The organism is Acidisarcina polymorpha, from assembly GCF_003330725.1.
Taxonomy (GTDB): domain Bacteria; phylum Acidobacteriota; class Terriglobia; order Terriglobales; family Acidobacteriaceae; genus Acidisarcina; species Acidisarcina polymorpha.
In genome coordinates this window covers 6314772-6338388 of sequence record NZ_CP030840.1, presented here as the reverse complement: position 1 = coordinate 6338388, position 23617 = coordinate 6314772, and the positions used below count along the sequence as shown (strand labels likewise).

Below are 23617 nucleotides of genomic sequence, written 5' to 3'. Positions count from 1 at the left end.
GTCTATTCCTGAGTTGTCTTGGACATCTCATCCAAGGCGAGGTTCAATTCAAGTACATTGACGCGGGGCTCTCCCAGAAATCCGAATTGACGGGGAGTGATATGGGTGCTGACAAGCTTGGCGACTGCGTCGTCGCTGAGTTTCCTCGCCTGGGCTATACGGTGGATCTGATAATTCGCTGCCGCGGGTGTAATGTCCGGATCGAGCCCGGAAGCAGAGGCTGTCACCAGATCGATAGGAACCGGTTGCGACGGATTGTCGGTGCTGGCCTTGGCGACATCTCCTTGGATCCGCGTCACCAGCTTCTGGCTCGAGGCAGCCAGGTTCGACCCGCTCGAGTTGCTGGCGTCATAGCCGTTCCCGGCAGCGGAGGGACGGCTGTGGAAGTACTTTTCCGAGGAAAAATTCTGCCCAATCAGCTGCGATCCGATGACTGTACCGTCGCGAGAGACCAGGCCGCCGTTTGCTTGATGTCTCAAGACGAGTTGAGCGAAGCCGGTTACCAGGAGCGGATAGGCGAGACCAAGCAACAGTGTGGTGCAGAGCGTAAAGCGAATGGCGATCTTTAAGGACGATCCGAACATGTGAATTCCTTTGCGGCCCAGTGTTCCTCTTAAGCCAGATGTAAGGTGGTCAGAAGGACGTCGATGACTTTGATCCCGAGAAACGGCACGATGATGCCGCCAACTCCATAGATCAGGAGATTGCGCTGCAACAGCGCCTGCGCCGACTTCGGTTCATACTTAACACCTTTGAGCGCGAGCGGCACCAGCGCGATGATGATCAACGCGTTGAAGATGACCGCCGACAGAATCGCCGAGTGCGGCGTCTTCAAGTGCATGATGTTCAGTGCATTGAGAACGGGAAACACGCCGGCGAACATGGCTGGAATGATGGCGAAATATTTGGCGACGTCGTTGGCGATGGAGAAGGTTGTGAGCGCCCCTCGCGTCATCAATAATTGCTTGCCGATCTCGACGATCTCGATCAGCTTGGTGGGATTGGAGTCGAGGTCGACCATATTGCCCGCTTCTTTCGCGGCTTGAGTCCCTGAGTTCATCGCGACTCCGACGTCGGCCTGGGCTAGGGCGGGAGCATCGTTGGTGCCGTCGCCGGTCATCGCCACCAGCTTGCCCTTGGCCTGCTCGCGCTTAATCAGATCCATCTTGTCTTTCGGCTTCGCTTCCGCGAGGAAGTCGTCGACGCCGGCTTCGCGCGCGATCACCGCCGCGGTCAATGGATTGTCGCCGGTAATCATGATGGTGCGAATGCCCATCGCGCGCAGCCGCGCCAGCCGGTCTTTTAAGCCGCCCTTCACAATGTCTTTCAAGTAGACGACGCCAAGCGCGGTGTTGTTCTCGACCACGACGAGCGGAGTGCCACCGAGACGGGCAATCTCCTCCACCTTGTCGGTCACCTTACGGGGCATCGAGGAGCCGAGCGACTCGAGATACTTTGCAATCGCGTCGGCGGAGCCTTTGCGGATCTTCGTTCCGGGCAGATCGATGCCGGACATGCGGGTCTGTGCGGTAAAAGGCACGAACTCGGCGTGCATCCCAGTCAGGTCGCGTCCGCGCAAGTTGTACTTCTCTTTCGCGAGCACGACGATCGATCGACCTTCGGGGGTTTCATCGGAGAACGAAGCGAGTTGCGCTGCGTCCGCGAGTCGCTCGGTACTGATCTCCGGAGCGGGGAAGAATTCAGTCGCTTGGCGATTGCCGAGGGTGATGGTGCCGGTCTTGTCGAGCAGCAGCGTGTTCACGTCCCCAGCTGCCTCTACCGCGCGGCCGGACATCGCCAGGACGTTATATTGCACCAGCCGGTCCATGCCCGCGATCCCGATTGCCGACAGCAGTCCTCCAATTGTGGTCGGAATGAGGCAGACCAGCAGCGAGACCAGCACGAAGACTGTCTGCGGCGCATGCGAGTAAATCGCGAAGGGCTGCAGTGTCGCGACCGCGAGCAGGAAGACGATCGTAAGTCCGGAAAGCAGAATGCTTAAGGCAATTTCATTCGGCGTCTTCTGCCGCTCCGCGCCCTCGACGAGCGCAATCATGCGGTCCAGAAAGGTCTCTCCCGGATTGGAGGTGATCTTGATCTTGACCCAATCGGAGAGCACTCTCGTGCCGCCGGTCACCGCCGACCGATCACCGCCAGCCTCGCGAATCACGGGAGCCGATTCGCCGGTGATCGCTGATTCATCGACCGAGGCGACTCCCTCGATCACTTCGCCATCGCCTGCGATGGACTGACCGGCTTTGACTTCAATCACGTCACCGGTGCGGAGCTGGGAACTCGATACTGCCTCGATCGTGCCGTCGGCGCGGAAACGATAGGCCATTGTTTCCCCTTTGGCCTTGCGGAGCGTGTCGGCTTGCGCCTTGCCGCGCCCCTCGGCCATAGCCTCGGCGAAGTTCGCGAATAATACTGTGAACCACAGCCAGAGCGTGATCTGCAAATTGAAGCTGATCCCTGGCTTATGCTGTATCAGATCCTGGATGAAGAGCGCGGTGGTCAGCACACTGCCCACTTCGACGACGAACATGACGGGATTCTTGACCATCAGGCGGGGGTTGAGTTTCGTGAACGCGCCCACGAACGCCTGTCGCAGAATGCCCGGATTCCAAAGGCTTAATTTTTCGGTAGCCATATTCCTTCTCTGCTCTCGTTAGTTAGAACAGCTGCCCGGACCGGAGCAGCAAGTGTTCGAGGATTGGGCCAAGGCTCAACGCCGGAAAGAAAGTCAAGGCGCCCACGATGACGATTACGCCGCCGAGCAGCACCGAGAACAGGGTCGTATTCACAGGGAATGTTCCGGGTGAAGGCGGCACGCTTTTCTTCGTGGCCAGATTCCCGGCGATCGCCAGCATCGGGATCATCATCAGGAAACGGCCAGCCAGCATGGTGATGCCGAGGGTGACGTTATACCAATGAGTATTGACGCTGACGCCTGCGAAGGCGGATCCATTGTTGCCCGCCGATGAGGTAAACGCATAGAGAATTTCGGTGAGTCCATGCGGACCGTTGTTCGCGAGCGCGCTCAGACCCATGTTGGGGGACAGGACGGAAATGGCTGTGAACACAAGGATCAGCAGAGGAAAGATGAGGATGTAGAGCATCGCCATCTTCACATCGAAGGCTTCGATCTTCTTGCCGAGATACTCCGGCGTGCGCCCGACCATCAGCCCGGCGATAAAGACCGCGAGCACCACATAGATCAGAACTCCATAGAGCCCGGAGCCGACCCCGCCGAAGACGATCTCGCCAAGCATGATATTAATCAGCGGGATCATTCCGCCGAGTGGCATGTAAGAGTCGTGCATTGCATTGACCGCGCCGCAGCTTTCATCCGTAGTGATGGCGGAGAAGAGCGCCGACTGAGAGACGCCGAAGCGCACCTCCTTGCCCTCCATATTGCCGCCCGATTGCAGCGCCGTGGCATGCTGCGAGACATTGTGCAAGAGCGGGTGGGCCTGCGACTCTGCCGCATAAATTCCGACAAATCCGATGACGAAGAGTGCAGCCATGGTGCCGAAGACCGCCCATCCATGGCCTGGAGAGCCGGTCAGTCTGCCCAGCGTCACCGTGAGCGCCGCGGGAATCAGGAACATCAGCAGCATCTCGATAAAGTTGGTTAATGGCGTTGGATTTTCGTAGGGATGCGCGCTGTTGGTGTTGAAGAAGCCGCCGCCATTGGTGCCCAGCATCTTGATGGCTTCCTGCGAAGCGACTGGCCCCTGGCCGATGGTCTGCGGCGCCGGAGACTTCTCCAGCGTCGTGGCGACCGTATACGCCTTCAGGTTCTGAGGAACGCCCTGTTGGATCAAGATTGGCGAGACGACCAGGCAAATCGGCAGCAGGATCCAAAGGATTGTCCTGGTCGAGTCGACCCAGAAGTTCCCGATGGTCCCGGACTGTTTACGAGCAATGCCCCTGACCAGGGCAATGGCAACCGCGATGCCGACCGCCGCGCTGAGGAAGTTGTGGTAGGCAAGCCCGACCATCTCGGTGAAGTAGCTCATCACTGCTTCAGGCACATACGACTGCCAATTTGTATTGGTCGTGAAAGACGCGGCAGTGTTCCACGCCAGATCTGGTGTGACGCCCGGCAATCCTTGTGGATTCCAAGGTAGAAAGTGTTGAGCTCGCTCAATGAGGTAGGTCAGGAACAAAGAGACGAAGCTGAAGAGCAGCATGGCGACGGAGTACTGCCGCCAGTTCATCTCCTCCTTCGCATCCACCCCGCTGACGCGGTAGACGAGCTTTTCAATTGGCCTAAGAACCGGGTCAAGAAAAGTCTTCTGCCCTTCAAGCACCTTGGCGATATAAATACCAAGCGGACGCATGAGTGCAAGGACCACTCCGAAAAACACGGCAAACTGCAGCCATCCGTTCCAAGTCATTTTAAAATTTCTCCGGCCGCAAAAGGGTCGCAAACAAGTAGGCAAGTAATAGAACCGTAAGCACAACGACGACGGCGGTCGTGATATCCATGGCCGGTTACCTCAGCTTCTCGCAACCCTGCACGTACCAGAGTGCGATCGCAAAAAAAGCGATTGTCAAAATGAGAGCAAGCATGTCCCACATGGTTTTTCTCTCCAGAAGGCTATCCCCGTTATCTACCCGGAGTAGCGCCCATCTATCCAAGTAGACAGGCGCAGCACTAAGCTCCCCGTAAGCGCTTCATAAAGAAGTCATAAGGACACGTCTGAGATAGACAACGAAGAGGGCCTTGAACTGTCTTCACGCTGTGCTGGAGGGATGAAGTAGTCTGGGGACGAAGTGATGCAGAAGCTACTCGGGAAGACCATCTGGCAGGAAGCGATAGCCTACCCAGGGCTCGGTTTGGAAATACTGCTTTCCGCTCCCATTCTCGAGCTTTCGCCGAAGTTGCCCGATGAAGACCCGTAAATATTCGGGCTGATGGGCAGACTGGGCTCCCCATACCGCGGTCAGCAAAGCCCGATGGGTGAGGACCTTGCCGGAGTTGCGGGCGAAATGCAGCAGCAAATCAAACTCTTTTGGGGTCAGATGAACGCCCCGCCCGCTAACCGTAACGGTATGCGCTTCAGGGTTGACACTGAAGTCTCCAATCTCTACTGCCTGATCGGAGTTGCGTTCCGGAGCCCGGCGCAAGTGGGCCCGAACCCGCGCCAGAAGCTCTTGAATGCTAAATGGCTTGGTCACATAATCGTCGGCGCCGGCATCGAGCGCCTCCACTTTGGACCGCTCCTGGTCGCGAACAGAAAGAACGATGATGGGCGTCGATGCTTTCTTTCGGATGCTCCTGCAGACCTCTATGCCACTGATTCCTGGCATCATCAAGTCCGTGATGATCAAGTCCGGTGCCCAATCTTCGAAGAGCCGCAAGGCCTCTTCGGGATCGTTCGCAATCCTCACATCGTATGCCTGCGCCGAGAGCGCGGCCCGCAAAACCCGGGTTATCTGCGCTTCATCGTCAAGAATCAGGATTCGTTCCGCCATGTTGCCTGTTCCAACATAACACCGAAGCAACAGGTGGGATCAAAGCAAGGCAACAAGCCCCTACAACGCTCTCGCTTTCTTCGATTCAGCGCTTGAAACCGGCCAAGGGCTTATGGCCGGAGGTGACTCAAGAGGAGAATAACTTGGTGAGATTGGCGAGGCGCAGCAAATCCTTGATTCGATCAGAGATGTTGATTAAATCAAGGGTACAAAGTCCTTTGTGGAGAGCCGAGACCTTCACGCCGACTAAGGCGCCTAGGCCAGAGCTATCGAGGTAGCTGACGTCCGCGAAATCGACGATGATCTTGCCGCCGTCGGCGATGATCGGCTTGATCGCTTCCTTGAACTTCGAGGCTTTCTCACTGGTTAGTCTGCCGTGACAGGTGACCGTGGTGATCCTGCCCTTAATGTCGTCTTGCGTCTTCTCAATCTCATAATGGAATCCAGGATCCGTCGTCATTTCCGGTCGATCTCCTTTGTATTCGGCAGCATAGCAAAATTTAGTCAGGCTACGGAATCGGTTCTAAACAAAATCGTGATAGCTCCGGAACTGCGTTTTTGGCCTTAGGCAGTACCTTTCGGAGGCCAGGAGATCTGGCCGCCGTGTTTGTATGCAAGGTTCGCGATATGTCCGGCTCGAGCGGCGGCGATGCCTGCTTCGACCGGGGCATTGGGTTCCTTTCGCGACTTGATGCAGTCGAAGAAATTCTGCATGTGCGTGATTGTGCCATCTCGAAAGCTGCGTTCGGTGAGCACCGGATTTTCTTTGCTGGGTACGCCTTCGCGGTAGACGCTCATGCCGCTGCGGTCGAGTTTGAGGGTCGCGTCGGTGCCGCGAAACTCCAGGCCTCCGTCGTCGATCGAGGACGCCATCATGCCTTCGTAGACGACATCGAATCCTGGATAACGGAGCGCGGCCTGGATGGTGTCGGGACAGTCCCATTGGTCGAAGACGTATTTGTCGGCCAGCATCTGCGCCTCCCGCGGCTGATCTGCCTTCATGGCCCAATGCACAACATCGATCCAATGACTGAAGAGATCGGTCATGGCGCCTCCGCCGAAGTTCCAGAACCAGCGCCAGCGGTAGTATTTTTCCAGGCTGAAAGGCTGGTCGGGTGCGCCCCCGAGCCACTGCTTCCAATCGAGTGCCTCGACCTCCATCGGCTTGGGGACCCAGCTAACGTTGTAGTTCTGCCACCAGTAGGTCCTCACCTGAAGCACTCGCCCGAGGCTTCCGGCCTGGATCAGATCGACGGCATTGCGGAAGTGGGTCCAACTGCGCTGCTGCATGCCGCATTGCAGGACTTGTTTGCTGGCGTGGACCGCGTGCGCGAGCGTCGCACCCTCTTCGATAGTGTGAGTGACCGGTTTCTCCAGGTAGACGTCTTTGCCGGCGCCGAGCGCGTCAACCGCCATGCGCACGTGCCAATGATCAGGCGCCGCAATGAGCACCGCATCGACATCCTTTGCGAGCACTTCGTGATAATCGAGATGAGTGGTGGCCAGGCCGTTCGAGCGCTCTTTGACGGCGTCGCGATGCGGGCCATAAACATCGCTGACGGCGACAATTTGATAGGGACCGACTTTGTCGGCGGCGTCGAGAAGGTTGCGCATCCGCCCGCCAGCGCCAATGACTCCTATGCGCAGCGTGTCGTTGGCGCCGAGAACCCGGGTGGAGGCTAGAGCGGTCAAACCGCCCGCGATCAGAAAGCTGCGACGATTGGGTGCGAAAGACATGCCGACCATCTTAGAGCAAAACTAAAGCCAGCGAGCAAAACTAAAGCCAGCGACCAAAAGCGGGAACGATAACATCGCCGCTAAGAGGGACGAGGAAAACGGGCGACGAGGGTCGCGAACTCGATCGGCCGAGTGGAGGGATCGATCGGCACCAATCCCGACCGGGTGAGTTCGCTCACCCGATAGCCGTGCTCCCCCAGGATCTTGAGGATGTCTTGGACACTGCCGCCGAGCTTTGAGGCAAGTTCCTCTGCCGCTTCAACGACAACCAACGGGTGGAATTTATCCAGGATGCCGCGCGCGCCTCGCAACACCAGGAAGTCCGCGCCCTCAACATCGCTCTTGATGAAATCAATCCGGGGAAGATCGCTGAGGGCTGAATCTAGGGTCGCCGTCGGCTCTCGAATTTCGCGGCCGTGTCCCCGCTTAAAGAGTGCATTCTGACCGCACATGTTTCGCTCGCCGGTCTCTTCATACAAATAGAAAGTCGCTTCTCCAGAGTGGTCCGAGAGCGCGCACTCGTGGACCTCTATGCTGGTGAACTGGTTGAGCGCCATGTTGCGACGCAGCGCAGCACAGTTGTCCGGAGCGGCTTCGAAGGCGTGACAGGTTGCTCCAAGACTCGCCGCCAGCAGCGAAAACGTTCCGATGTTGGCGCCGGCATCGACCATTACCGATCCTGGTTGAAGGCTTGCTTCGATGAGCCGGGTGAGCTCCTTCTCAAAATAGCCGAAGTAGTAAAGCTGTCCTTGAAGATATTCGGAGAGGTCGAGTTCCATGAGATAGCGGCCGGCGACTAGGGAAACCACTTTCTTCGGCGGGTCGATCCTTCGCATAGCCTGAACGACATGGTACTTGCCTTTTTCGATGGGCGAGTGCCGAACGTAGCTCCGAACGATAGAACGAAGCAAACCGGGCATGGGTCTCCTTGCTCGTCAATATCTTTTACAGCTAAGGGCAACGTCTCCACAATGAGGGCGGCCGCGGTCGAACAGGCTAGGCGCGGACGGCTACGGGAACCTCGGCCTCGCTTTTACTCTCAGAGCGTTTTTCGTGGTATTCCATTTCTGTATTGACAGCCCAGATATTTTCCTTATCTTCTCGCCCTAGCAGGATGTTATCCACGGCGGTCATCGCGGTGAGCATGGAATGGTCCTGGTTGTTGTATTTGTGCATTCCATTGCGGCCGACAAGGAAGAGATTGGGGAACTCGTCCAGGTACCGGCGGAGTTCGTCGAAATGTTCGTATGCGCCGAAGTAGGCAGGGTAAGTCTTGGGAACGCGAATGACTGTGGCATCGAGCACATCCGCTTGTTTCAAGATGCCGATCTGCTCGAGCTCGCGTTTGGCGAGGGCGGCGATCTGCTCGTCCGGCTGGCTCCAGATGGGATCGGTGTCGTAACAAAAGTACTCGACGCCAATCCAGACTGTATTCTGGTCACGAACTAAAAATGGGCTCCAGTTGTTGAAGATTTGCAATCTGCCGGCAGTAACATCCGGCTCTTGAATGTAGATCCAGTTATCTTTGATATGTAAGTTGCCATCCGTCGAGTTAGCTGAGGACTTAGCGGCTTTGTCCTGAACGCTCAACTTGCTCGCCAGAAGTCCGACGGTGATGAAGTCGCGATACTGGAGGCCTTCACTGATCTCCTTGATCCTTGGCGGCACGGACACATCAATGGCGCGAACAAGCTCCTGGATGGGCATGGTCGAAAAGAAGTAGTCGCCACGGAACTCGCGTGCAGCGCCGGCCGCATCGACACCAGAGATGCTGACGACATCGTTGCCGACGCAATGGATTCGATCCACGTCGACACCGGTGACGATCTCGCCGCCCATGGCCAGGATCTTATCGGCCACCAGTTCCCACAATTGACCGGGGCCGAGCCGGGGATACATGAAGTTCTCGATGAGGCTGGTCTCAGTGTTTTTCTGGCCAACATCGGCTGCCTTCCTGGTAGTGACGGTTTTCAGGAAATGAAGCAGGCTTTTGGTGATGGAGAGGCCTTTGATCCGCTGTGCCCCCCATTCCGCGCTGATTTTATCGCACGGCATTCCCCACACTTTTTCGGTATAGGACTTGAAAAACGTCAAGTAGAGCTCGCGGCCAAAGCGGCTGATGAAGAAGTCTTCGAGATTCTCGACTTTTTTCGGAGGGAAGACCACCGTTCGCAGATAGCTGAAGGCGATTTTGACGGTCCTGAACAGGCCCAGCTTCCACAAGGTCTGGGCGCTGAGACGGATCGGATAGTCGAAGAAGCGGCGCAGAAAATAAATTCGCGACTTCCGCTGGCGGATCAGCATGACCGCATCGTCACTGCTGGCGGCGGGACCGTCCACTTCGCGGCTCTGGCCATGGTAGGAGATCTGCTGACTACCGGCGGCCGGCGCCTCGATCGGCATGTGGCTGAGCCACCAGTCCATGACCCGGTCGCTCTTCGAAAAGAAGCGGTGACCGCCAATGTCGATGCGGTTGCCCTTGTAGTTGATGGTGCGGGAGATGCCGCCCATGGCGGCGCTTTTCTCAAGGACGATCGGATGGATATCGCTGCGGGTGAGCAGCTCATAGGCGGCGGTGAGGCCGGCCGGACCTGCTCCGATGATAATAGCGGTTTTCTTCATTCCATCCTGCAGATCGTCAACCCCGCCACGCGGCATGGATTGAAAATCAGAACTAAGCTTACCGGCCCCACTTGCAATTGCATAGGCTACTGAAGAATTGGACGGATCCAGTGCACCAGTTGTTTAGTATTCCGGTGCCTGGCGGTCAAAGCGCGGTTGCCATGACTCCGTCGCGGGTGAACATCTGACGGATGGAGCGGAGCGCCTGGCGCGTGCGTTCCTCATTCTCGATGAGAGAAAAACGAACGTGTTGATCGCCGAACTCTCCAAAGCCAATGCCGGGGCTGACCGCCGTTTTCGCGTCAAGCAGGAGCTTGCGGGAGAACTCAAGCGAACCGAGATGCCGGTACGGCTCGGGAATACTGGCCCAAACAAACATGGTCGCTTTCGGGTTTTGTACCTCCCAACCGGCTTTATTCAAGCCCTGGACCAGTACGTCGCGACGGCAGCGGTAGTTCTCGGTGATTTCGGCAACGCATTCCTGCGGCCCCTCGAGCGCAAGAATGGAGGCGACCTGGATCGGCGTAAAGGTGCCGTAGTCAAAGTAGCTCTTCAACCGCCCGAGGGCCGACACCAACTTGCGGTTGCCGACCATAAAGCCGACCCGCCATCCGGGCATGTTGTAGCTTTTCGAAAGAGTAAAGAACTCGACCGCTATGTCTTTTGCTCCGGGTACTTCGAGGATCGACGGGGCGCGGTAGCCGTCAAAGACGATGTCAGCATACGCGAGATCGTGGACCAGATAGATGCCGTGCTCCCGGCATAAAGCGACCACCCGCTCGAAGAAGGCCAGATCGACGCATTGGGTGGTCGGGTTGGCGGGGAAGTTCAGGATCAGCATCTTGGGCCGCGGGTACATGAGCGGAATGGAGTGCTCGAGCTCCGCAAGAAATTCGTCAGTGTTGTGCACGGCAACGCTGCGCACGTTCGCGCCGGCGATGATCGGTCCGTAGATGTGGATCGGATAACTCGGATTGGGCACGACAACGACATCGCCGCGGTCGAGGGTCGCGAGGCAGAGATGGGCGATGCCCTCTTTCGAGCCGATGGTGACGATGGCCTCCGTCTCGGGATCGAGCGAGACTCCGTAGCGGCGGTCATACCAGCCGCAGATCGCCTTGCGCAAGCGGGGCAGGCCCTTGGAGACGGAATAGCGATGGGTGACGGGCTTCTGGGCGGCCTCGCACATCTTGTCGACGATGTGTTTCGGCGTGGCCCCGTCGGGATTGCCCATGCCGAAATCGATGATGTCCTCGCCACGGCGGCGGGCAGTGGCTTTCAGTTCGCTGGTGATGTTGAAGACATAGGCAGGCAGCCGGGTGAGCCGGGGGAATTCTTCCATAGCTCTTTCATTCTATGGGAAGTGGCACGCTGGCACAGCATACAGCTGTTCCAATACACGCAAATGTGAGATTCTTACACATCGAGGTCGATGCCATGCGCACGAATATCGAGCTAGACGACGAACTGGTGGAGAAGGCGATGCGCAGCACCGGCGCCCCGACGAAGCGCGCGGTCGTCGATGCCGCTCTCCGATTGCTGGTCGAGACCCACGCGCAGACTTCGATCCGCAAACTTCGCGGCAAGGTGCAGTGGGACGCGAACCTTGAGGAGTCGAAGCCGCTGGATGGTTTGCGCGGCGATGACCGGCCTTGATCCTCGTCGATAGCACCGTCTGGATCGATTATCTCGGAGGAACCATTAATCCTCACACCGACTGGCTCGATCGAGAACTCGCCGTTCGGCGGCTAGGACTCACCGACCTGATCCTGTATGAAGTCTTGCAGGGAGTGCGCGGCGACGCTACCTTTAGGCGTGTGCATCGTGAGTTGTCGAAGTTCCAATTATTTAACGGCGGCGGCGAAGAAATAGCCATAGCTGCGGCGCAAAACTACCGGAACCTTCGGGCTCAAGGGGTGACAGTGCGTAAGTCGGTCGATTGCCTCATCGCCACCTTCTGCCTATGGAACGGGCACGCTCTCCTGCATCGCGATCGGGACTTCGATCCGTATGAAAAACACTTCGGTTTGCAAGTGGTTCATCCTTGACCGTTATAGGGCTTTCTTAGCGTTTCATCTTCAACGCGGCGGCATCGAAGGTGGTCACCTGAGCAGCCATCAGACCGTCTTTGGTCTCGTAGGCATCTGCTCCCCGGTAGGGCTCGGCGAGGAAGGGCGCGTCGGCGCGCCATTGGACGTTGACGACGTCGCCGACTACGAAGGTGTGTTCGGCGACCACGTGGAGACCGCAGGTTCCGCCCTCGGCCGGGGGCTTGACGACTTTGGCGAACATCTCTCCAAGCGCCTGGCGGCCTCGCACGACTTCGCCGTTGGGGGAGAAAAATTCCACGTTATCGGGGAATTGGGCCATCAGCCGCTTCCAGTCGCAGGCGTTGAAGGCGGCCAGGTGTTCGGCGACGACGGCCTCGGGCGTGGCGCGCTTGACCCGCTGTGGTAGCTGGTTCGCCTGCCCGAAGGTGAAAGCGCCGCAGAGCAGTGCGGTAGAGATGGAGAGGACGGCCCGATGCGGGAGCAGGTTCATGCCGCCATTATGACATTGGCGGTTGTTCCATGGTGGCAGCGGCAAGGTATTGGGTGGCCTGGCGCAAAGACGAGGCAAGGGGCTGCGAGGTATCGATTTCGCAGTGCGGGTAGAGGATCGGTTCGAATCGCGCCTTCACTTCACGGTACATCTCGACGGTACGGTTGAGGGCGACGTGGCTGCCGCGGTCCTTGAGCAGCCTGGCTTCGGCGATCGGCACGGGACAGACGGTATGGAGGATTTTCCAAGAACAGCCGGCCGCCTCGGCTGCTCGCACTGCCTGTTCGATCTGAAATCGGCGGGAGAAGGTCCGTCCGTCGAGGAAGATAAACCGGGTGCGTCCCTGGCGCGCAAGGTAATTGGCTGCTTCAAGGAGGGCGTCGAAGCAGAGGTCGTCCTGTTCCCGGGTGTAGTCGGTGAAACGGCCCGGAAACAGCGCGGCGCGCACCACGTCTTTGTTCAGGACTGCTGCGTCCAGCTCAGCGGCAAGAGCCTCGGCTAAAGTGGTTTTGCCGGTTCCGGGCAGGCCGGCCATGAGGATGTAGGTCGTCTTCATCGATAGTTGTTCCCTTGGTCGTGATACGGATCCAGAAAGCTATGTTTCCATGGAAGCGGGCTGGATTGTGAGCGGCAGCCAGAAGGTGAAGGAAGTTCCGGACTGAGGGCTGCTTTTGACGTCGATGCCGCCGCCGTGGGCGCGCAAGATGGCCCGGGCTATTGCCAGGCCCATCCCGGAACCCTGGACCCTTTCGCGCTGCTTTCCCCTAAAAAACTTGTCGAAGACAAACGGCTGATCGGACTCGTCGATGCCGGGGCCGCGGTCGCTGACCGTGACCAGCAGCCGGTCTTCGGTGAGTTTGCTGGACAGGGTGATGGGGAGATCGCGGGGCGAATATTTGGCCGCGTTTTCGATCAGCTGGCGCAAGACCCGTCGAACCAGCTCACGGTCCATCGAGACTGCTGGCTGATCGTCGGGCACCAGGACCTCGACGGAACGATTTTTGAGGAGTTGGCGAATGTCTTCGAGCGCCAGGTCGATGACCTCGCGCAACTGCTGCGGCTGCGGCCTGACTTGAAGGCTTTCCGAATCGAGCTGCGCCATCTCAACGGCCTGGCCGATGAGCCGGTCGAGCCTTGAGCTCTCTTCATCGACGATCGCGTACATCTCTTGGCGGTCGGCGTCGGCGAGCGAGGGCTGGCTGAGGAGCATGGTGGCGGCGGCGCGGATGGCGGTCAACGGAGTGCGCAGTTCGTGGGTCACCGAATCCAACAACGCGCCCCGGAGCCGCTCTCCTTCGCGGGAAGCCTCGATGTGGCTGAAACGCTCGAGGGCAGAGGCGCGTTCGAGGGCGATGGCCATCAGCCCGGCGATGGCTGCGTACATGCCTTCGGGGTAGCTGCTTTCCGTCATCGCGAGCGCTCCGCTCGATTGCATCCCGAGCGCCAGGGGCAGGAGGCGCACATGATTCGAAGAGAGGGCGGCCGCATCGGTCTCTTCGGCGACAGCCCGGAGCCGCTCGGCGGGAAGCAGTTCGTTCTCGGGGTCGGAATAGTAGGCCCGATCTTGTTCCCGGATGTAGAGCGCGACGGCGCGCAGCTTGAAGATGGTGGCGATGAGCGAGGGGGCGGTGCGAGCGAGCGCGCGCAGGTCGTCATAAAGCAGCAACTGCTCGCTGAACTCGAAGAGCCGTTCGACCTCGCCGCGGCGCCGCTCCGATTGCGCCGCTGCTTTGCGCTCACCGTCGGCCAAGTGACTGACGAGCACGCTAGCCATGAGAAAGGCAACGAGGGTCACCCAGTTTTGCGGGTCGGCAATGGTCAGAGTACCGATAGGCGGCAGGAAGAAAAAGTTGTAGAGCACCGTGCAGAGCGCCGAGAGGTAGACCGAGTAAGCGAGACGCCAGCGTGTCGCCACCAACATAATCAAGACCAAGAAGGTGAGGGCGACAGTTGTCTGGTTCACGTGGAGAACGCGGCGATACACGGCCACCAGCAGCAGGGCGACCAAGGTGATCAGGGTATAACGGGCCGCCGTCAGCCGCCAGGAGGGCGATTCAGATGTCATCGAAAGAAGTCACCGCAACAGGAAATCAGCGCAACAGGCCGATGATACAGGCTCCAGGAGTTTCGGCCGGCAGAAGGCAGACCGCGCCGCCACCGCTGCATTTACCATCAAAGCAGGCAAACATGGATTTTCAGCTAGTCAGCGACTACAAACCTAGAGGCGACCAACCCCGCGCCATCGACGAACTTATCTCCGGCATTGCGGCGGGCGAGCAGCATCAGACGCTGCTTGGCGTGACCGGTTCGGGCAAGACTTTCACCATGGCCAAGATCATTGAGGCGCTGAACCGGCCAGCGCTGATCCTTGCTCACAACAAGACGCTCGCCGCCCAGCTCTTTCACGAGTTCAAGCAGTTTTTCCCCTCCAATGCGGTCGAGTACTTTGTCTCCTACTACGATTATTACCAGCCGGAGGCCTACATTCCGGCTGGCGACCTGTATATCGAGAAGGAAGCGACCATCAATGAAGAGCTCGACAAGCTGCGGCTCTCAGCGACGCGCTCGCTCTTCGAACGACGCGACGCCATCATTGTTTCGTCGGTTTCGTGCATCTACGGCCTCGGTTCGCCGGAAGCCTACTACGGCATGTTGATGTTGCTTGAAAAAGGCCAGAAGATCCGCCGCGAAGACATTACCCGGCGGCTGGTCGAGATCCTTTACGAACGCAATGACTCCGATTTTCGCCGTGGCACTTTTCGGGTACGCGGCGATGTCATCGAGGTCTTTCCGACTTACGACGAAAATGCCTTTCGCATCGAGCTTTTTGGCGACGAAATCGATTCGCTCGCGCAGATCGATCCGCTCTTTGGCACCGTCCGGCAGAAGTATGCACGGCTGCCGATTTATCCCAAGTCCCACTATGTCGTTCAGCCAGAGCGCAAGTCGACCGCGATCGGCACCATTCTCGAAGAGCTGGAATGGTGGGAGAAGGACCTCGAGAACCAGGGTCGTCTGGTGGAGTCGCAGCGGATTCATCAGCGGACGCGGTTCGACCTCGAAATGATCAAGTCGATGGGCTACTGCCACGGCATTGAGAATTACTCCCGCCACTTCTCGGGACGGCTGCCGGGCGAGCCTCCCCCGACGCTGCTCGATTATTTTCCTCGTGACTTTCTACTCTTCATCGATGAGTCGCATGTGACGGTTCCGCAGCTGCATGGAATGTGGCATGGGGACCGCTCGCGCAAACAGAACCTGGTCGATTACGGCTTCCGCCTGCCCTCGGCGATGGACAACCGTCCGTTGAAATTTGAGGAGTTTGAAAGCCGCACCGGTCAGATTATTTATGTCTCGGCGACGCCGAGCGCTTATGAGCTGACGAAGTCTTCAGGGGTGGTCGTCGAGCAGATCATTCGGCCGACGGGGCTGGTCGATCCGGAGATCGAGATTCGCCCGATCCGCGGCCAGATTGACGATTTGCTGGCCGAGATCCGCATTCGTGCGAAGAAAAATGAGCGCGTGCTGGTGACGACGCTCACCAAGCGGATGGCGGAAGACCTGGCTGGCTACTATACCGAGGTCGGGGTCCGCTGCCGCTACATGCACTCGGAGATTGAGACGCTCGAGCGCATTCGCATTCTGCGCGACCTGCGGAAGGGTGAGTACGACGTGCTCATCGGCATCAATCTGTTACGCGAAGGGCTTGACTTGCCGGAGGTCTCGCTGGTCGCGATTCTCGATGCGGATAAAGAGGGCTTTCTGCGCAGTTCAGGTTCGCTGATCCAGACCATCGGCCGCGCGGCCCGCAATGTGCATGGCCGGGCAATTCTCTATGCGGACAAGATGACCGATTCGATGAAGCAAGCGATCGATGAAACCAACCGTCGCCGCGAAGTACAGGTGGAATATAACGAAGAGCACGGGATCACGCCAACCTCGATCATTCGCGCCGTGGATATGTCGCTCGCCCAGATCCTCAAAGCCGAATACGCCGATTTGACCGACCAGGAAGCGACGATGCCTGAGTTCAAGAACCAGCTTGAGCTCGACGCCTATATTGCCAATCTCGAATCGGATATGCGCGAGGCGGCGAAGAAGTTCGAGTTTGAGAAGGCCGCGAAGCTGCGCGATCTGGTGAAGGATTTGCGGACGAAGGAGTTCTTGTTCGGCTAAGCTACTTAAGCTTTGTCAGGCCGGCGGGAGCGCAGCGAAGTGGAGGGACCTCGGTCTTCATACGAGAAACTATGGCAAAAGTATTGGTAGCAACCGGCTCAGGAATCCGAAGTTTCGCCCGCGATGGCGAGGCCGATGCCGAGCTCGTCGGGCATCCCATCTCGGCTATTTCTCAGGAGTTCGGGAGTCTAGGTCTCGCGGTCGTCGATCATCAGCACATTTGGCAGAGGAACTATGCCGGAGAATGGTCGATTGTAGCTGACGCCGGTATTCCATTGCAGTCGATCGTGGGTGCAGGGGCCACCATATTCGCGGGCGCCATGAACGAAGCGGCCGTCCTTCGGGTCTCTCCATCCGGTGAAGTGGAGCGACTAGCAAGCTTTGATCATGTCCCCGGACGCGAGCAATGGCTTGCAATAGGTCTGCCGTTGGGTGTTCGTGGCTTGACGGTGACTGCCGATGGCAGAGTCATCTTCGCAGCGGTGCACGTCGGTGGCATTCCGTTCTCTATCGACCGAGGCGATAGCTGGTTGCCCACAATTCCTGTAATGTTCGATGTGCACGAGGTGCGTGCACACCCATCGAGACCACACCTGGTGGCCGCCGCCTGCGCGGTTGGATTGTGCGTCAGCCAGGATCATGGGCAAACCTGGCGGACCTTCTCTGATGGTTTAGAAATCACGAACTCCCTTGCCGTGGGTGTGCTCGAAGACGAGGTATTGTTCAGCATCCAGGATGGTCCTTTTGCGAAACGCTCGCAGATATGGCGCTGGAAGTTGGGAAGCGATCATCTGGAGCAAGTTCGTGACGGACTGCCGGAATGGCTGGATGGCAAAGTCGATTCAAATTGGATTACCACCGGCAAAGACCAAGCTGCAATCCTCGATGGAGGGGGCAATCTGTGGCTCTCGCAGTCAGGATCGCGTGGCTGGGAATGCATCGCGAAAGGCCTTCCCTACTCTAGTGGATTATTGCTTCTCTGAACGAGAACGCTAGTGGCACCTTCTCAATGAAAGTCGTGGGACTGAACTTCCATATTTACCGCCTCTAACTGCAACACCCGGTCCGCGCGCACATGCACGACCGTATCTTGATTTTGTAACTTACCCTCCACTAACAGGAACTTTCCCCGCGTGATTAGCACACGCTCTTTCTCATAAAGCTCTGGGCCGATAATGACGTTCATAATTCCAGTTTCGTCTTCCATCGATAAGAAGATGAATCCTTTCGCCGTTCCTGGGCGTTGTCTTGCGATTACGCAGCCTGCTGCGCGCACATACGTGCCGTCACGATGAACCTGTAACTCCTGGGCGGAAAGAATTCGGCGGTGCCGTAGTTCGTCGCGGCGGTAAGCCATCGGATGGCGGCCGACGGTCACGCCGGTGCCGGAGTAGTCAGCGACTAACCGTTCCTCGGTTGTCATCTGGCGCAGCGGCGATTCATCTTCACTAACGGGAGCTACATCTTGCCGCCGCAATAAAGGGCCGACGGGTCGTCCCGCTTGCTCTACCTGCCAGAGCGCATCACGGCGATGTTCGACTCCGCCAAGGCTGTTCAGTGCGCCGACGCGCGCCAGTTGTTTCAGCTCGCGCGGATTGAGAAGAGGCACCCGCAAGGCCAGATCGTCAGCGGAGTGGAACGGACCATCCCGCTCACGCGCCTCGACAATTGCCATTGCGGCTTGCTGCCTCAATCCCTTGACATACAGCAGGCCCATGCGCAGAGAGAGGCTATCGTCCAGCCCCCGCTCGATAGTGCACTGCCAGTCGGAATGCAGGATGTCAATTACGCGGACCCGCAATCCATGCCGCTGCGCGTCTTTCACCAAAACCGCGGGCATGTAAAAACCCATAGGCTGATTGTTGAGCATGGCGCAGGTAAATGCCGCCAGGTAATGCACCTTGAAATAAGCCGAAGCATAGGCGATGAGCGCGAAGCTGGCGGCGTGCGATTCGGGAAATCCATAGAGCGCGAAAGAGGATATTCCCTGGACGATACGGTCTTGAGTTGCGGCGTCAAGATTTCGCTCGGTCATGCCTTTGCGGAGTTTCACTTCCAGCTCTTTCATGCGGGCCATGGAGCGTTTCATGCCGACGGCGCGGCGCAGCTCCTCTGCCTCTGCTCCGGTAAAGCCGGCCACGGTCATCGCAATTCGTAACAGTTGCTCCTGGAAGAGCGGTACTCCGAGGGTGCGCTCCAATACCGGTTTCAAGGAATCATGAAGGTAGGTGACTTCCTCCTTGCCTTGCCGGCGGCGCATGTAGGGATTCATATTGCCGCCCACAATAGGGCCGGGGCGAATGATCGCCACCTGAACGACGATGTCATAAAATTTGGTCGGCCGATTGCGGGGCAGGGAGGCCATCTGTGCGCGGCTCTCTACCTGAAACATGCCCACGGTATCTGCGCGTTGAAGGGTCTCGTACACCTTCGGATCGTTCTCGGGCAACTGCGCCAGATCTTCAGTCTTTCCGTAGTGACGAGGGATCAGATCGAGGCAATCATTCATCACCGCCATCATGCCCAGCCCCAGCAGGTCGACCTTGATCAACCCCATGTCGGAGCAGTCTTCTTTGTCCCATTGCACAACGGTCCGGCCTGGCATTGAGGCACGTTCGATAGGAACAACACGGTTTAATTGACCTTGACAGATGACCATGCCGCCCGAGTGCTGGCCTAAGTGTCGAGGAAGGTCTTGCAAGCGCAGAGACAGCTCCAAATATTTTGCGATGCGAGGATGCTGGAGGTCGAAACCGGCATGATGAAAGCTGTGGGCCATGGTGTCGTTCGGACCGCGCCACTCCCAATGCCCGACCAGGCTGGATAGCCGGCCGAGCGCTTCTTCATCGAAGCCAAGCGCCTTGCCTACTTCGCGCGCCGCGGACTTGCCACGATAAGTGATCACATTCGCGGTCATGGCGGCGCCCAGTTCGCCGTAACGCTGATAGACATATTGAATGGCCTGCTCGCGCTTCTCGCCGGAGGGAAGATCGAGATCGACATCGGGCCATTCGCCGCGGCTCTCACTCAAGAAGCGTTCGAAGAGTAACTCCATGCCAACCGGATCGATTGCGGTAATTTCAAGCGCATAGCAGACGACCGAGTTGGCCGCGCTCCCACGACCTTGAATCAGAATTCCATTGCTTTTGCAATATTGGACGATGTCCCACACGATCAGGAAATATCCCGCGAAGCCGAGTTGTGCAATCAGCGCAAGCTCTCGTTCGACCTGCTTTTTGACTTTGGCGAGGAGTTCGGGATTGGCCTTGATTCCATAGCGGTTGATAACTCCTTCGGCGACGCGCTTGCGGAGGAAGCTATCCATCGACTCTCCATCGGGAACGGGATATCGGGGGAATTCGTAGCCAAGGTCATTTAATTGAAAGAGCAGCCGCTGCGAGAGCTCCAAGGTATTGTTTATGGCTTGCGGAACATCGTTGAAGATCGCCTGCATTTCCTTGGCGGAACGCAGGTGGCGCTCCGCATTGATGGCTAGCAGCCTTCCGGCGTGATCGAGATCGGTATGGTGGCGGATAGCGGTAAAGATATCCAAAACTTCGCGATCGTAGGCGGTCGCATAGCGGACGCCATTGGTCGCTAAAATCGGCAGCTTAAGCGATCGGGCGATGCGAATCGCCGCCTGATTCCGCCATTCTTCTTCGCGTTCCTGATGGCGCTGTATCTCGACATAAACATTTTCGCGGCCGAAGATGGAGATGAGTCGTTCGACTGCCCGGACGCCGGCTTTTTCACCTCCATTCACCAATGCGGCAGCAAGAGGTCCTTCGTCTCCTCCAGTCATGCAAATTAAGCCAGCGGAGAATTCTTCTAAATCAGCGATGCTGGCCGCGCCTTCACACTTGATTGACTCGCGCATTTTGAACTGCGTGATCAGCTGACATAGATTTTGATAGCCGGCGCGCGACGTGCACAGTAAAGGCAATCGTGCCGGTTCGGTAGAGTATTGGTGGGGCAACCAGCCGGGAGGAGTTAACCTGGAACCAAGATCGGCGACGGAGATCTCCGCGCCAATGTGAGCGTTGATCTTGGTTTTGATCCCGTGGGTATGAAAACGCGCCGAGCCATACAAACCATTGCGGTCGAGCAGCGCCATGGAAGGCATCTCTAACTCTGCCGCACGCTCGATCAGAACCTCGGGGAGTGAAGCGCTCTCGAGAAAGCTGAAGGCACTCGATGCATGAAGCTCTATGTAAGACTCAGTCATAAAGAGCTGAGACCTGCCAGATATCAGTGTTAATTTCGCGAGTCATACAGCAGCAGAGGAGGTTGTCCTTAGGTGGGTAGGTAGATATGCTATCGCGTAAGCGAGCTATGATGTCCCACTCTTCGATAGACCAATGACCATCGGACCACCATCCACCGGCAGCTCGCCACGGCCCATAAACGTTTTCTGCCTCATAGGCAATACCGCGAAAATAAAAAATATGGGGAACATGGTTCCTTGAGACCATCGTCACTGTCTCCGGCGGACGAATGCAGCGCATGACCGTGGCAGGCATCTTTACTTCCCGATCATGGCGGTCTGGCTTGCCAGTCAGCGTGAAAGGCTTCACATGGAACTCATCCGGATGGTGAGAGTCTTTGAGTTCTATACTCCCAACCCGCTCTTCTCCGACAACAGCACGGATGCGCGCAAGTGTGACATCCAGCCGCTCTGGCTCTGGGAGTTGAGGTGAAAATAATCCTAGCTGCAGGGTCCCGGCCTGACCGGTCTCAGCCGTAAGTGACATCGAGATAATTGCTGCTTGCGGGGGATAAGAAATCCAATCCAGATGAAGTAGTTTTAGCCATAACTTCTTATCGTTCGATGGAATGGCAGGTCGTATGATACGGGTATGAATGCCCCCGCCTTCGACACCCAGTTCAGCTATGACGGCAGCTAAGCAGAGCACTCGCGCCTTCGCTCGTTCAATCAGCTGCTCCAGCATCACACCAGCGCCGAAAAGCAGAGAATCGAGCACGTCGACTGGTGAATCCAGTTCAAGATATTCTTTGAGTTCAATGATTGGTTCAACTGGAAGGAAGAGATGAGGATATTCTCCCCTTGCGAGCTGCCGCAGCTGTTTACCCTCTTGACCCAATCGCGCGATCAGGTCTTTTTCAGGTAACACCGCCAGCTCTCCCAAGGTGGTGATTCCCCATTGCATGAATGTTTCAGTATCTTCCTCGCTAACATCGAGCACTGCTAAAGGTAGACGTGCCAATGATTGTCGCTCAGCACCAGTGGGAGCAATGACCGGAGTTTGACATGACCTGGAGCCTCGCGCCAGACAAACAGCAGCATGGAAGTTGGAGCTTACCGCCGCACTGCAACTGAGTCCGAGAGCCGCGAAAGCTTCTTGGATACGAGACGCTGCGATTTGAGGAGGGCCGAACAGCTTTTCGCTTCCGGACATATCCAATACACAACAAAAGGCAGCATCGCTATGTATCTCTTCAATGCGCGGCGAATAAGTCCAAGCACATTCCAGTAAACCGAAACAGGTTGTTTGTTCCTCGCGTGGTGACCGCTTGAGAATGTTGATAGAAGGGAAGCCTTCCAGTTCAGAGCGGCTCATTCCTGTCACCACTCCTAGTTCCCGAGCATATTTGTTGAGCGAACAAACCCGCTGAAAAGGTGGATCACCATCCATCACAGCAATGGCTTTACTGCGCATTTCTGGGCGGAGTCGCAGCAATGCTTGGGCAGGAAATTCCTTGGCATAAACGCAGACATAGACTTCGCTGCTCATCGCATCCCCGCCCATGTGGTTTGGTTACGCCACTCGGCGGCGTTGCTTCGTTGCGGTGGCTTTCGGATGGGAACAACATTTTCAGATTGCTGGTCGAATCGCCTGCGCGACAATTCAATATGATTCGTGAATCCAGCAAAAACAGTAGCACCCTCCTCAATCGGGGTAGCGGCATCCAGGTGCAAAAGCGTTCCAGCACTACTTTTGGCGCAGGGAAGCTGAGTCAATAACAGCAAGCTGCATTGCGTCCGCTCGGCAGCGGCGCGGTAGCGGAACCAGGTAGCCAAGGGGACCCGCAATGCGTATTCACCCCCAATGCTGCCCATGTCCAGTACGACCGCACTAAAACCCCCAGCCTGAAGTAACAGGTCAGTTACTCTCAATGCCTGGTCAAGTCGTGCCCATGGTTTGACTAGTGATGAGGTATATCTATTCTTTGTCTCAGGAGTTACTCCGACGCGTTCGATATTCTTTTTTTGTGGGCGCTGTTTTCTCTGTGGTTCTGCGCATCGCGGCTCATAAGCCTCACGCTGCAGCAGCACATAAGAACCCCGGCGAGCCGGCAGCCTATCGGAAGCGACTTGTACATCGTGACGAACCTCGGCGATGCTACTGAGTGGACGATTCGGAGCACCGGGAGTGCCAGTGATCCGATCGCGCCTATACTTTACTTTTGCTCCCAGTAAATCACTGATCGCTGTAGGTAATCCCTTACTCTCGGTGCGGGGATGCGGACTATTCCCTCCTAACTGCACCCGGGTGGTCTGCGTCGCCGTCATCAATGGCTGCGGATCATGAGTCTTACTTAATGACTGTGTTCCCGGGCCGCCACACCTCACCCATAACAAATGGTCGAGGTCGATGCCTGCTGCGGCAGCCGATTCTGGATGCAATGTGTCCGACACATCCACCCAGGCGCAGACTCTTCCGACACTGGTCATTTGCGCCAAAAAGGCCAGCGCCAGACTCGTTCGTCCGGAGCATTCCGGGCCTACTATTTCAGTGATTGCTCCAACTTGGAGACCTCCATCTAAGAGCTCATCAACTGCACTTATGCCAGTAGCAGCAACCGTCCGGATGATGCGTGAAACAGGGGTCAAAGCTGAAGGAATTCGCGCAGCTAAACTGGCTTCGATTTCTGCGCGGATTTGAGCTGCTAAAGGCATTTGACGGCACCGTCTTCGCCTTATATTCGCCTAATCGAGGGGTGGATGCAATGGATAGAGAAAGGATGTTGCCTCATAATTAAGGCAGAAATCCTCGTAATTGGTTGCTGCTAGGGCAAATAAACTATTTCAAGTATT

Annotated in this window: 20 protein-coding genes; 4 read left to right on the top strand and 16 right to left on the bottom strand. The window is 57.2% G+C overall.

What is annotated here, in order from left to right:
• Window positions 1–2: 2 nt before the first annotated feature.
• The 10 genes from kdpC to alaC form a co-directional block, all read right to left on the bottom strand.
• Window positions 3–584 (bottom strand): potassium-transporting ATPase subunit KdpC, encoded by a 582-nt coding sequence (gene kdpC / locus ACPOL_RS26985; protein ID WP_114209796.1) that lies wholly within the window; start codon window positions 582–584, stop codon window positions 3–5.
• A gap of 29 nt (window positions 585–613) precedes the next feature.
• The gene (gene kdpB, locus ACPOL_RS26980) at window positions 614–2650 is read right to left on the bottom strand and encodes a potassium-transporting ATPase subunit KdpB (RefSeq protein ID WP_114209795.1); all 2037 of its coding nucleotides are present in this window, start codon (window positions 2648–2650) and stop codon (window positions 614–616) included.
• A 22-nt stretch (window positions 2651–2672) separates the two neighbouring features.
• Entirely contained in the window at window positions 2673–4403 is a 1731-nt protein-coding gene (gene kdpA, locus ACPOL_RS26975; protein WP_114209794.1) for a potassium-transporting ATPase subunit KdpA, read from the bottom strand.
• Window position 4404: 1 nt separating this feature from the next.
• Window positions 4405–4494, bottom strand: coding sequence for a K(+)-transporting ATPase subunit F (gene kdpF / locus ACPOL_RS36590; protein WP_114209793.1), 90 nt, complete (start codon window positions 4492–4494; stop codon window positions 4405–4407).
• Window positions 4495–4794: 300 nt separating this feature from the next.
• Window positions 4795–5484 carry a response regulator transcription factor gene (locus ACPOL_RS26965; protein WP_114209792.1) on the bottom strand — a complete coding sequence of 230 codons (690 nt, stop codon included), beginning with the start codon at window positions 5482–5484 and terminating at the stop codon, window positions 4795–4797.
• Between the two features lie 127 nt (window positions 5485–5611).
• Complete coding sequence (locus ACPOL_RS26960) at window positions 5612–5944, bottom strand: STAS domain-containing protein (protein ID WP_114209791.1); 333 nt, start codon at window positions 5942–5944, stop codon at window positions 5612–5614.
• Between the two features lie 104 nt (window positions 5945–6048).
• Window positions 6049–7221: a Gfo/Idh/MocA family protein gene (locus tag ACPOL_RS26955; protein ID WP_114209790.1), complete on the bottom strand. Its 1173-nt coding sequence runs from the start codon at window positions 7219–7221 to the stop codon at window positions 6049–6051.
• Between the two features lie 80 nt (window positions 7222–7301).
• Window positions 7302–8141 carry an FkbM family methyltransferase gene (locus tag ACPOL_RS26950; RefSeq protein WP_114209789.1) on the bottom strand — a complete coding sequence of 280 codons (840 nt, stop codon included), beginning with the start codon at window positions 8139–8141 and terminating at the stop codon, window positions 7302–7304.
• A gap of 76 nt (window positions 8142–8217) precedes the next feature.
• Window positions 8218–9879 (bottom strand): NAD(P)/FAD-dependent oxidoreductase, encoded by a 1662-nt coding sequence (locus ACPOL_RS26945; protein WP_114209788.1) that lies wholly within the window; start codon window positions 9877–9879, stop codon window positions 8218–8220.
• 109 nt (window positions 9880–9988) lie between these two features.
• Complete coding sequence (alaC, locus tag ACPOL_RS26940; RefSeq protein ID WP_114209787.1) at window positions 9989–11185, bottom strand: alanine transaminase; 1197 nt, start codon at window positions 11183–11185, stop codon at window positions 9989–9991.
• A 95-nt stretch (window positions 11186–11280) separates the two neighbouring features.
• Between alaC and ACPOL_RS26935 the strand changes: the two genes are divergently transcribed.
• Both ACPOL_RS26935 and vapC read left to right on the top strand, forming a co-directional pair.
• Window positions 11281–11499, top strand: a complete 219-nt coding sequence (locus ACPOL_RS26935; protein ID WP_114211097.1) for a type II toxin-antitoxin system VapB family antitoxin — start codon at window positions 11281–11283, stop codon at window positions 11497–11499.
• Entirely contained in the window at window positions 11496–11891 is a 396-nt protein-coding gene (gene vapC, locus ACPOL_RS26930) for a type II toxin-antitoxin system VapC family toxin (protein ID WP_114209786.1), read from the top strand. The genes ACPOL_RS26935 and vapC overlap by 4 nt, the downstream gene beginning before the upstream one ends.
• Window positions 11892–11907: 16 nt before the next feature.
• Here vapC and ACPOL_RS26925 read toward each other — a convergent pair whose 3' ends face one another.
• Genes ACPOL_RS26925 through ACPOL_RS26915 form a run of 3 tightly spaced genes read right to left on the bottom strand, consistent with a single transcriptional unit; the run spans window position 11908 to window position 14449 of the window.
• Window positions 11908–12462, bottom strand: a complete 555-nt coding sequence (locus tag ACPOL_RS26925) for a nuclear transport factor 2 family protein (RefSeq protein ID WP_236657064.1) — start codon at window positions 12460–12462, stop codon at window positions 11908–11910.
• Window positions 12392–12940, bottom strand: coding sequence for a P-loop nucleotide/nucleoside kinase family protein (locus ACPOL_RS26920; RefSeq protein ID WP_114209784.1), 549 nt, complete (start codon window positions 12938–12940; stop codon window positions 12392–12394). The genes ACPOL_RS26925 and ACPOL_RS26920 overlap by 71 nt, the downstream gene beginning before the upstream one ends.
• A gap of 39 nt (window positions 12941–12979) precedes the next feature.
• Window positions 12980–14449: an ATP-binding protein gene (locus ACPOL_RS26915; RefSeq protein ID WP_114209783.1), complete on the bottom strand. Its 1470-nt coding sequence runs from the start codon at window positions 14447–14449 to the stop codon at window positions 12980–12982.
• Window positions 14450–14571: 122 nt separating this feature from the next.
• Between ACPOL_RS26915 and uvrB the strand changes: the two genes are divergently transcribed.
• Complete coding sequence (gene uvrB / locus ACPOL_RS26910) at window positions 14572–16560, top strand: excinuclease ABC subunit UvrB (RefSeq protein ID WP_114211096.1); 1989 nt, start codon at window positions 14572–14574, stop codon at window positions 16558–16560.
• Between the two features lie 71 nt (window positions 16561–16631).
• A complete protein-coding gene (locus tag ACPOL_RS26905) occupies window positions 16632–17543 on the top strand; it encodes a beta propeller repeat protein (RefSeq protein ID WP_114209782.1) in 912 nt (303 codons plus the stop codon).
• A 23-nt stretch (window positions 17544–17566) separates the two neighbouring features.
• Here the strand turns inward: ACPOL_RS26905 and ACPOL_RS26900 are convergent, their stop codons facing one another.
• From ACPOL_RS26900 to ACPOL_RS26890, 3 genes are read right to left on the bottom strand one after another with little or no spacing between them, the layout of a single operon-like run.
• Window positions 17567–20785: a DNA polymerase III subunit alpha gene (locus ACPOL_RS26900; protein WP_114209781.1), complete on the bottom strand. Its 3219-nt coding sequence runs from the start codon at window positions 20783–20785 to the stop codon at window positions 17567–17569.
• On the bottom strand, window positions 20778–22313 hold the full coding sequence (locus tag ACPOL_RS26895; RefSeq protein ID WP_114211095.1) for a DNA polymerase Y family protein: 1536 nt from the start codon (window positions 22311–22313) through the stop codon (window positions 20778–20780). The genes ACPOL_RS26900 and ACPOL_RS26895 overlap by 8 nt, the downstream gene beginning before the upstream one ends.
• The gene (locus tag ACPOL_RS26890; protein ID WP_114209780.1) at window positions 22310–23479 is read right to left on the bottom strand and encodes a P-loop NTPase family protein; all 1170 of its coding nucleotides are present in this window, start codon (window positions 23477–23479) and stop codon (window positions 22310–22312) included. Before ACPOL_RS26890 ends, ACPOL_RS26895 begins: the two co-directional genes overlap by 4 nt.
• Window positions 23480–23617 lie beyond the last annotated feature (138 nt).

What these genes read in the sequence shown, in the direction of transcription:
- kdpC (WP_114209796.1), bottom strand. Translation starts at nt 584, where the DNA reads ATGTTCGGATCGTCCTTAAAGATCGCCATTCGCTTTACGCTCTGCACC.
- kdpB (WP_114209795.1), bottom strand. Translation starts at nt 2,650, where the DNA reads ATGGCTACCGAAAAATTAAGCCTTTGGAATCCGGGCATTCTGCGACAG.
- kdpA (WP_114209794.1), bottom strand. Translation starts at nt 4,403, where the DNA reads ATGACTTGGAACGGATGGCTGCAGTTTGCCGTGTTTTTCGGAGTGGTC.
- kdpF (WP_114209793.1), bottom strand. Translation starts at nt 4,494, where the DNA reads ATGGATATCACGACCGCCGTCGTCGTTGTGCTTACGGTTCTATTACTT.
- ACPOL_RS26965 (WP_114209792.1), bottom strand. Translation starts at nt 5,484, where the DNA reads ATGGCGGAACGAATCCTGATTCTTGACGATGAAGCGCAGATAACCCGG.
- ACPOL_RS26960 (WP_114209791.1), bottom strand. Translation starts at nt 5,944, where the DNA reads ATGACGACGGATCCTGGATTCCATTATGAGATTGAGAAGACGCAAGAC.
- ACPOL_RS26955 (WP_114209790.1), bottom strand. Translation starts at nt 7,221, where the DNA reads ATGTCTTTCGCACCCAATCGTCGCAGCTTTCTGATCGCGGGCGGTTTG.
- ACPOL_RS26950 (WP_114209789.1), bottom strand. Translation starts at nt 8,141, where the DNA reads ATGCCCGGTTTGCTTCGTTCTATCGTTCGGAGCTACGTTCGGCACTCG.
- ACPOL_RS26945 (WP_114209788.1), bottom strand. Translation starts at nt 9,879, where the DNA reads ATGCCGCGTGGCGGGGTTGACGATCTGCAGGATGGAATGAAGAAAACC.
- alaC (WP_114209787.1), bottom strand. Translation starts at nt 11,185, where the DNA reads ATGGAAGAATTCCCCCGGCTCACCCGGCTGCCTGCCTATGTCTTCAAC.
- ACPOL_RS26935 (WP_114211097.1), top strand. Translation starts at nt 11,281, where the DNA reads ATGCGCACGAATATCGAGCTAGACGACGAACTGGTGGAGAAGGCGATG.
- ACPOL_RS26920 (WP_114209784.1), bottom strand. Translation starts at nt 12,940, where the DNA reads ATGAAGACGACCTACATCCTCATGGCCGGCCTGCCCGGAACCGGCAAA.
- ACPOL_RS26915 (WP_114209783.1), bottom strand. Translation starts at nt 14,449, where the DNA reads ATGACATCTGAATCGCCCTCCTGGCGGCTGACGGCGGCCCGTTATACC.
- uvrB (WP_114211096.1), top strand. Translation starts at nt 14,572, where the DNA reads ATGGATTTTCAGCTAGTCAGCGACTACAAACCTAGAGGCGACCAACCC.
- ACPOL_RS26905 (WP_114209782.1), top strand. Translation starts at nt 16,632, where the DNA reads ATGGCAAAAGTATTGGTAGCAACCGGCTCAGGAATCCGAAGTTTCGCC.
- ACPOL_RS26900 (WP_114209781.1), bottom strand. Translation starts at nt 20,785, where the DNA reads ATGACTGAGTCTTACATAGAGCTTCATGCATCGAGTGCCTTCAGCTTT.
- ACPOL_RS26895 (WP_114211095.1), bottom strand. Translation starts at nt 22,313, where the DNA reads ATGAGCAGCGAAGTCTATGTCTGCGTTTATGCCAAGGAATTTCCTGCC.
- ACPOL_RS26890 (WP_114209780.1), bottom strand. Translation starts at nt 23,479, where the DNA reads ATGCCTTTAGCAGCTCAAATCCGCGCAGAAATCGAAGCCAGTTTAGCT.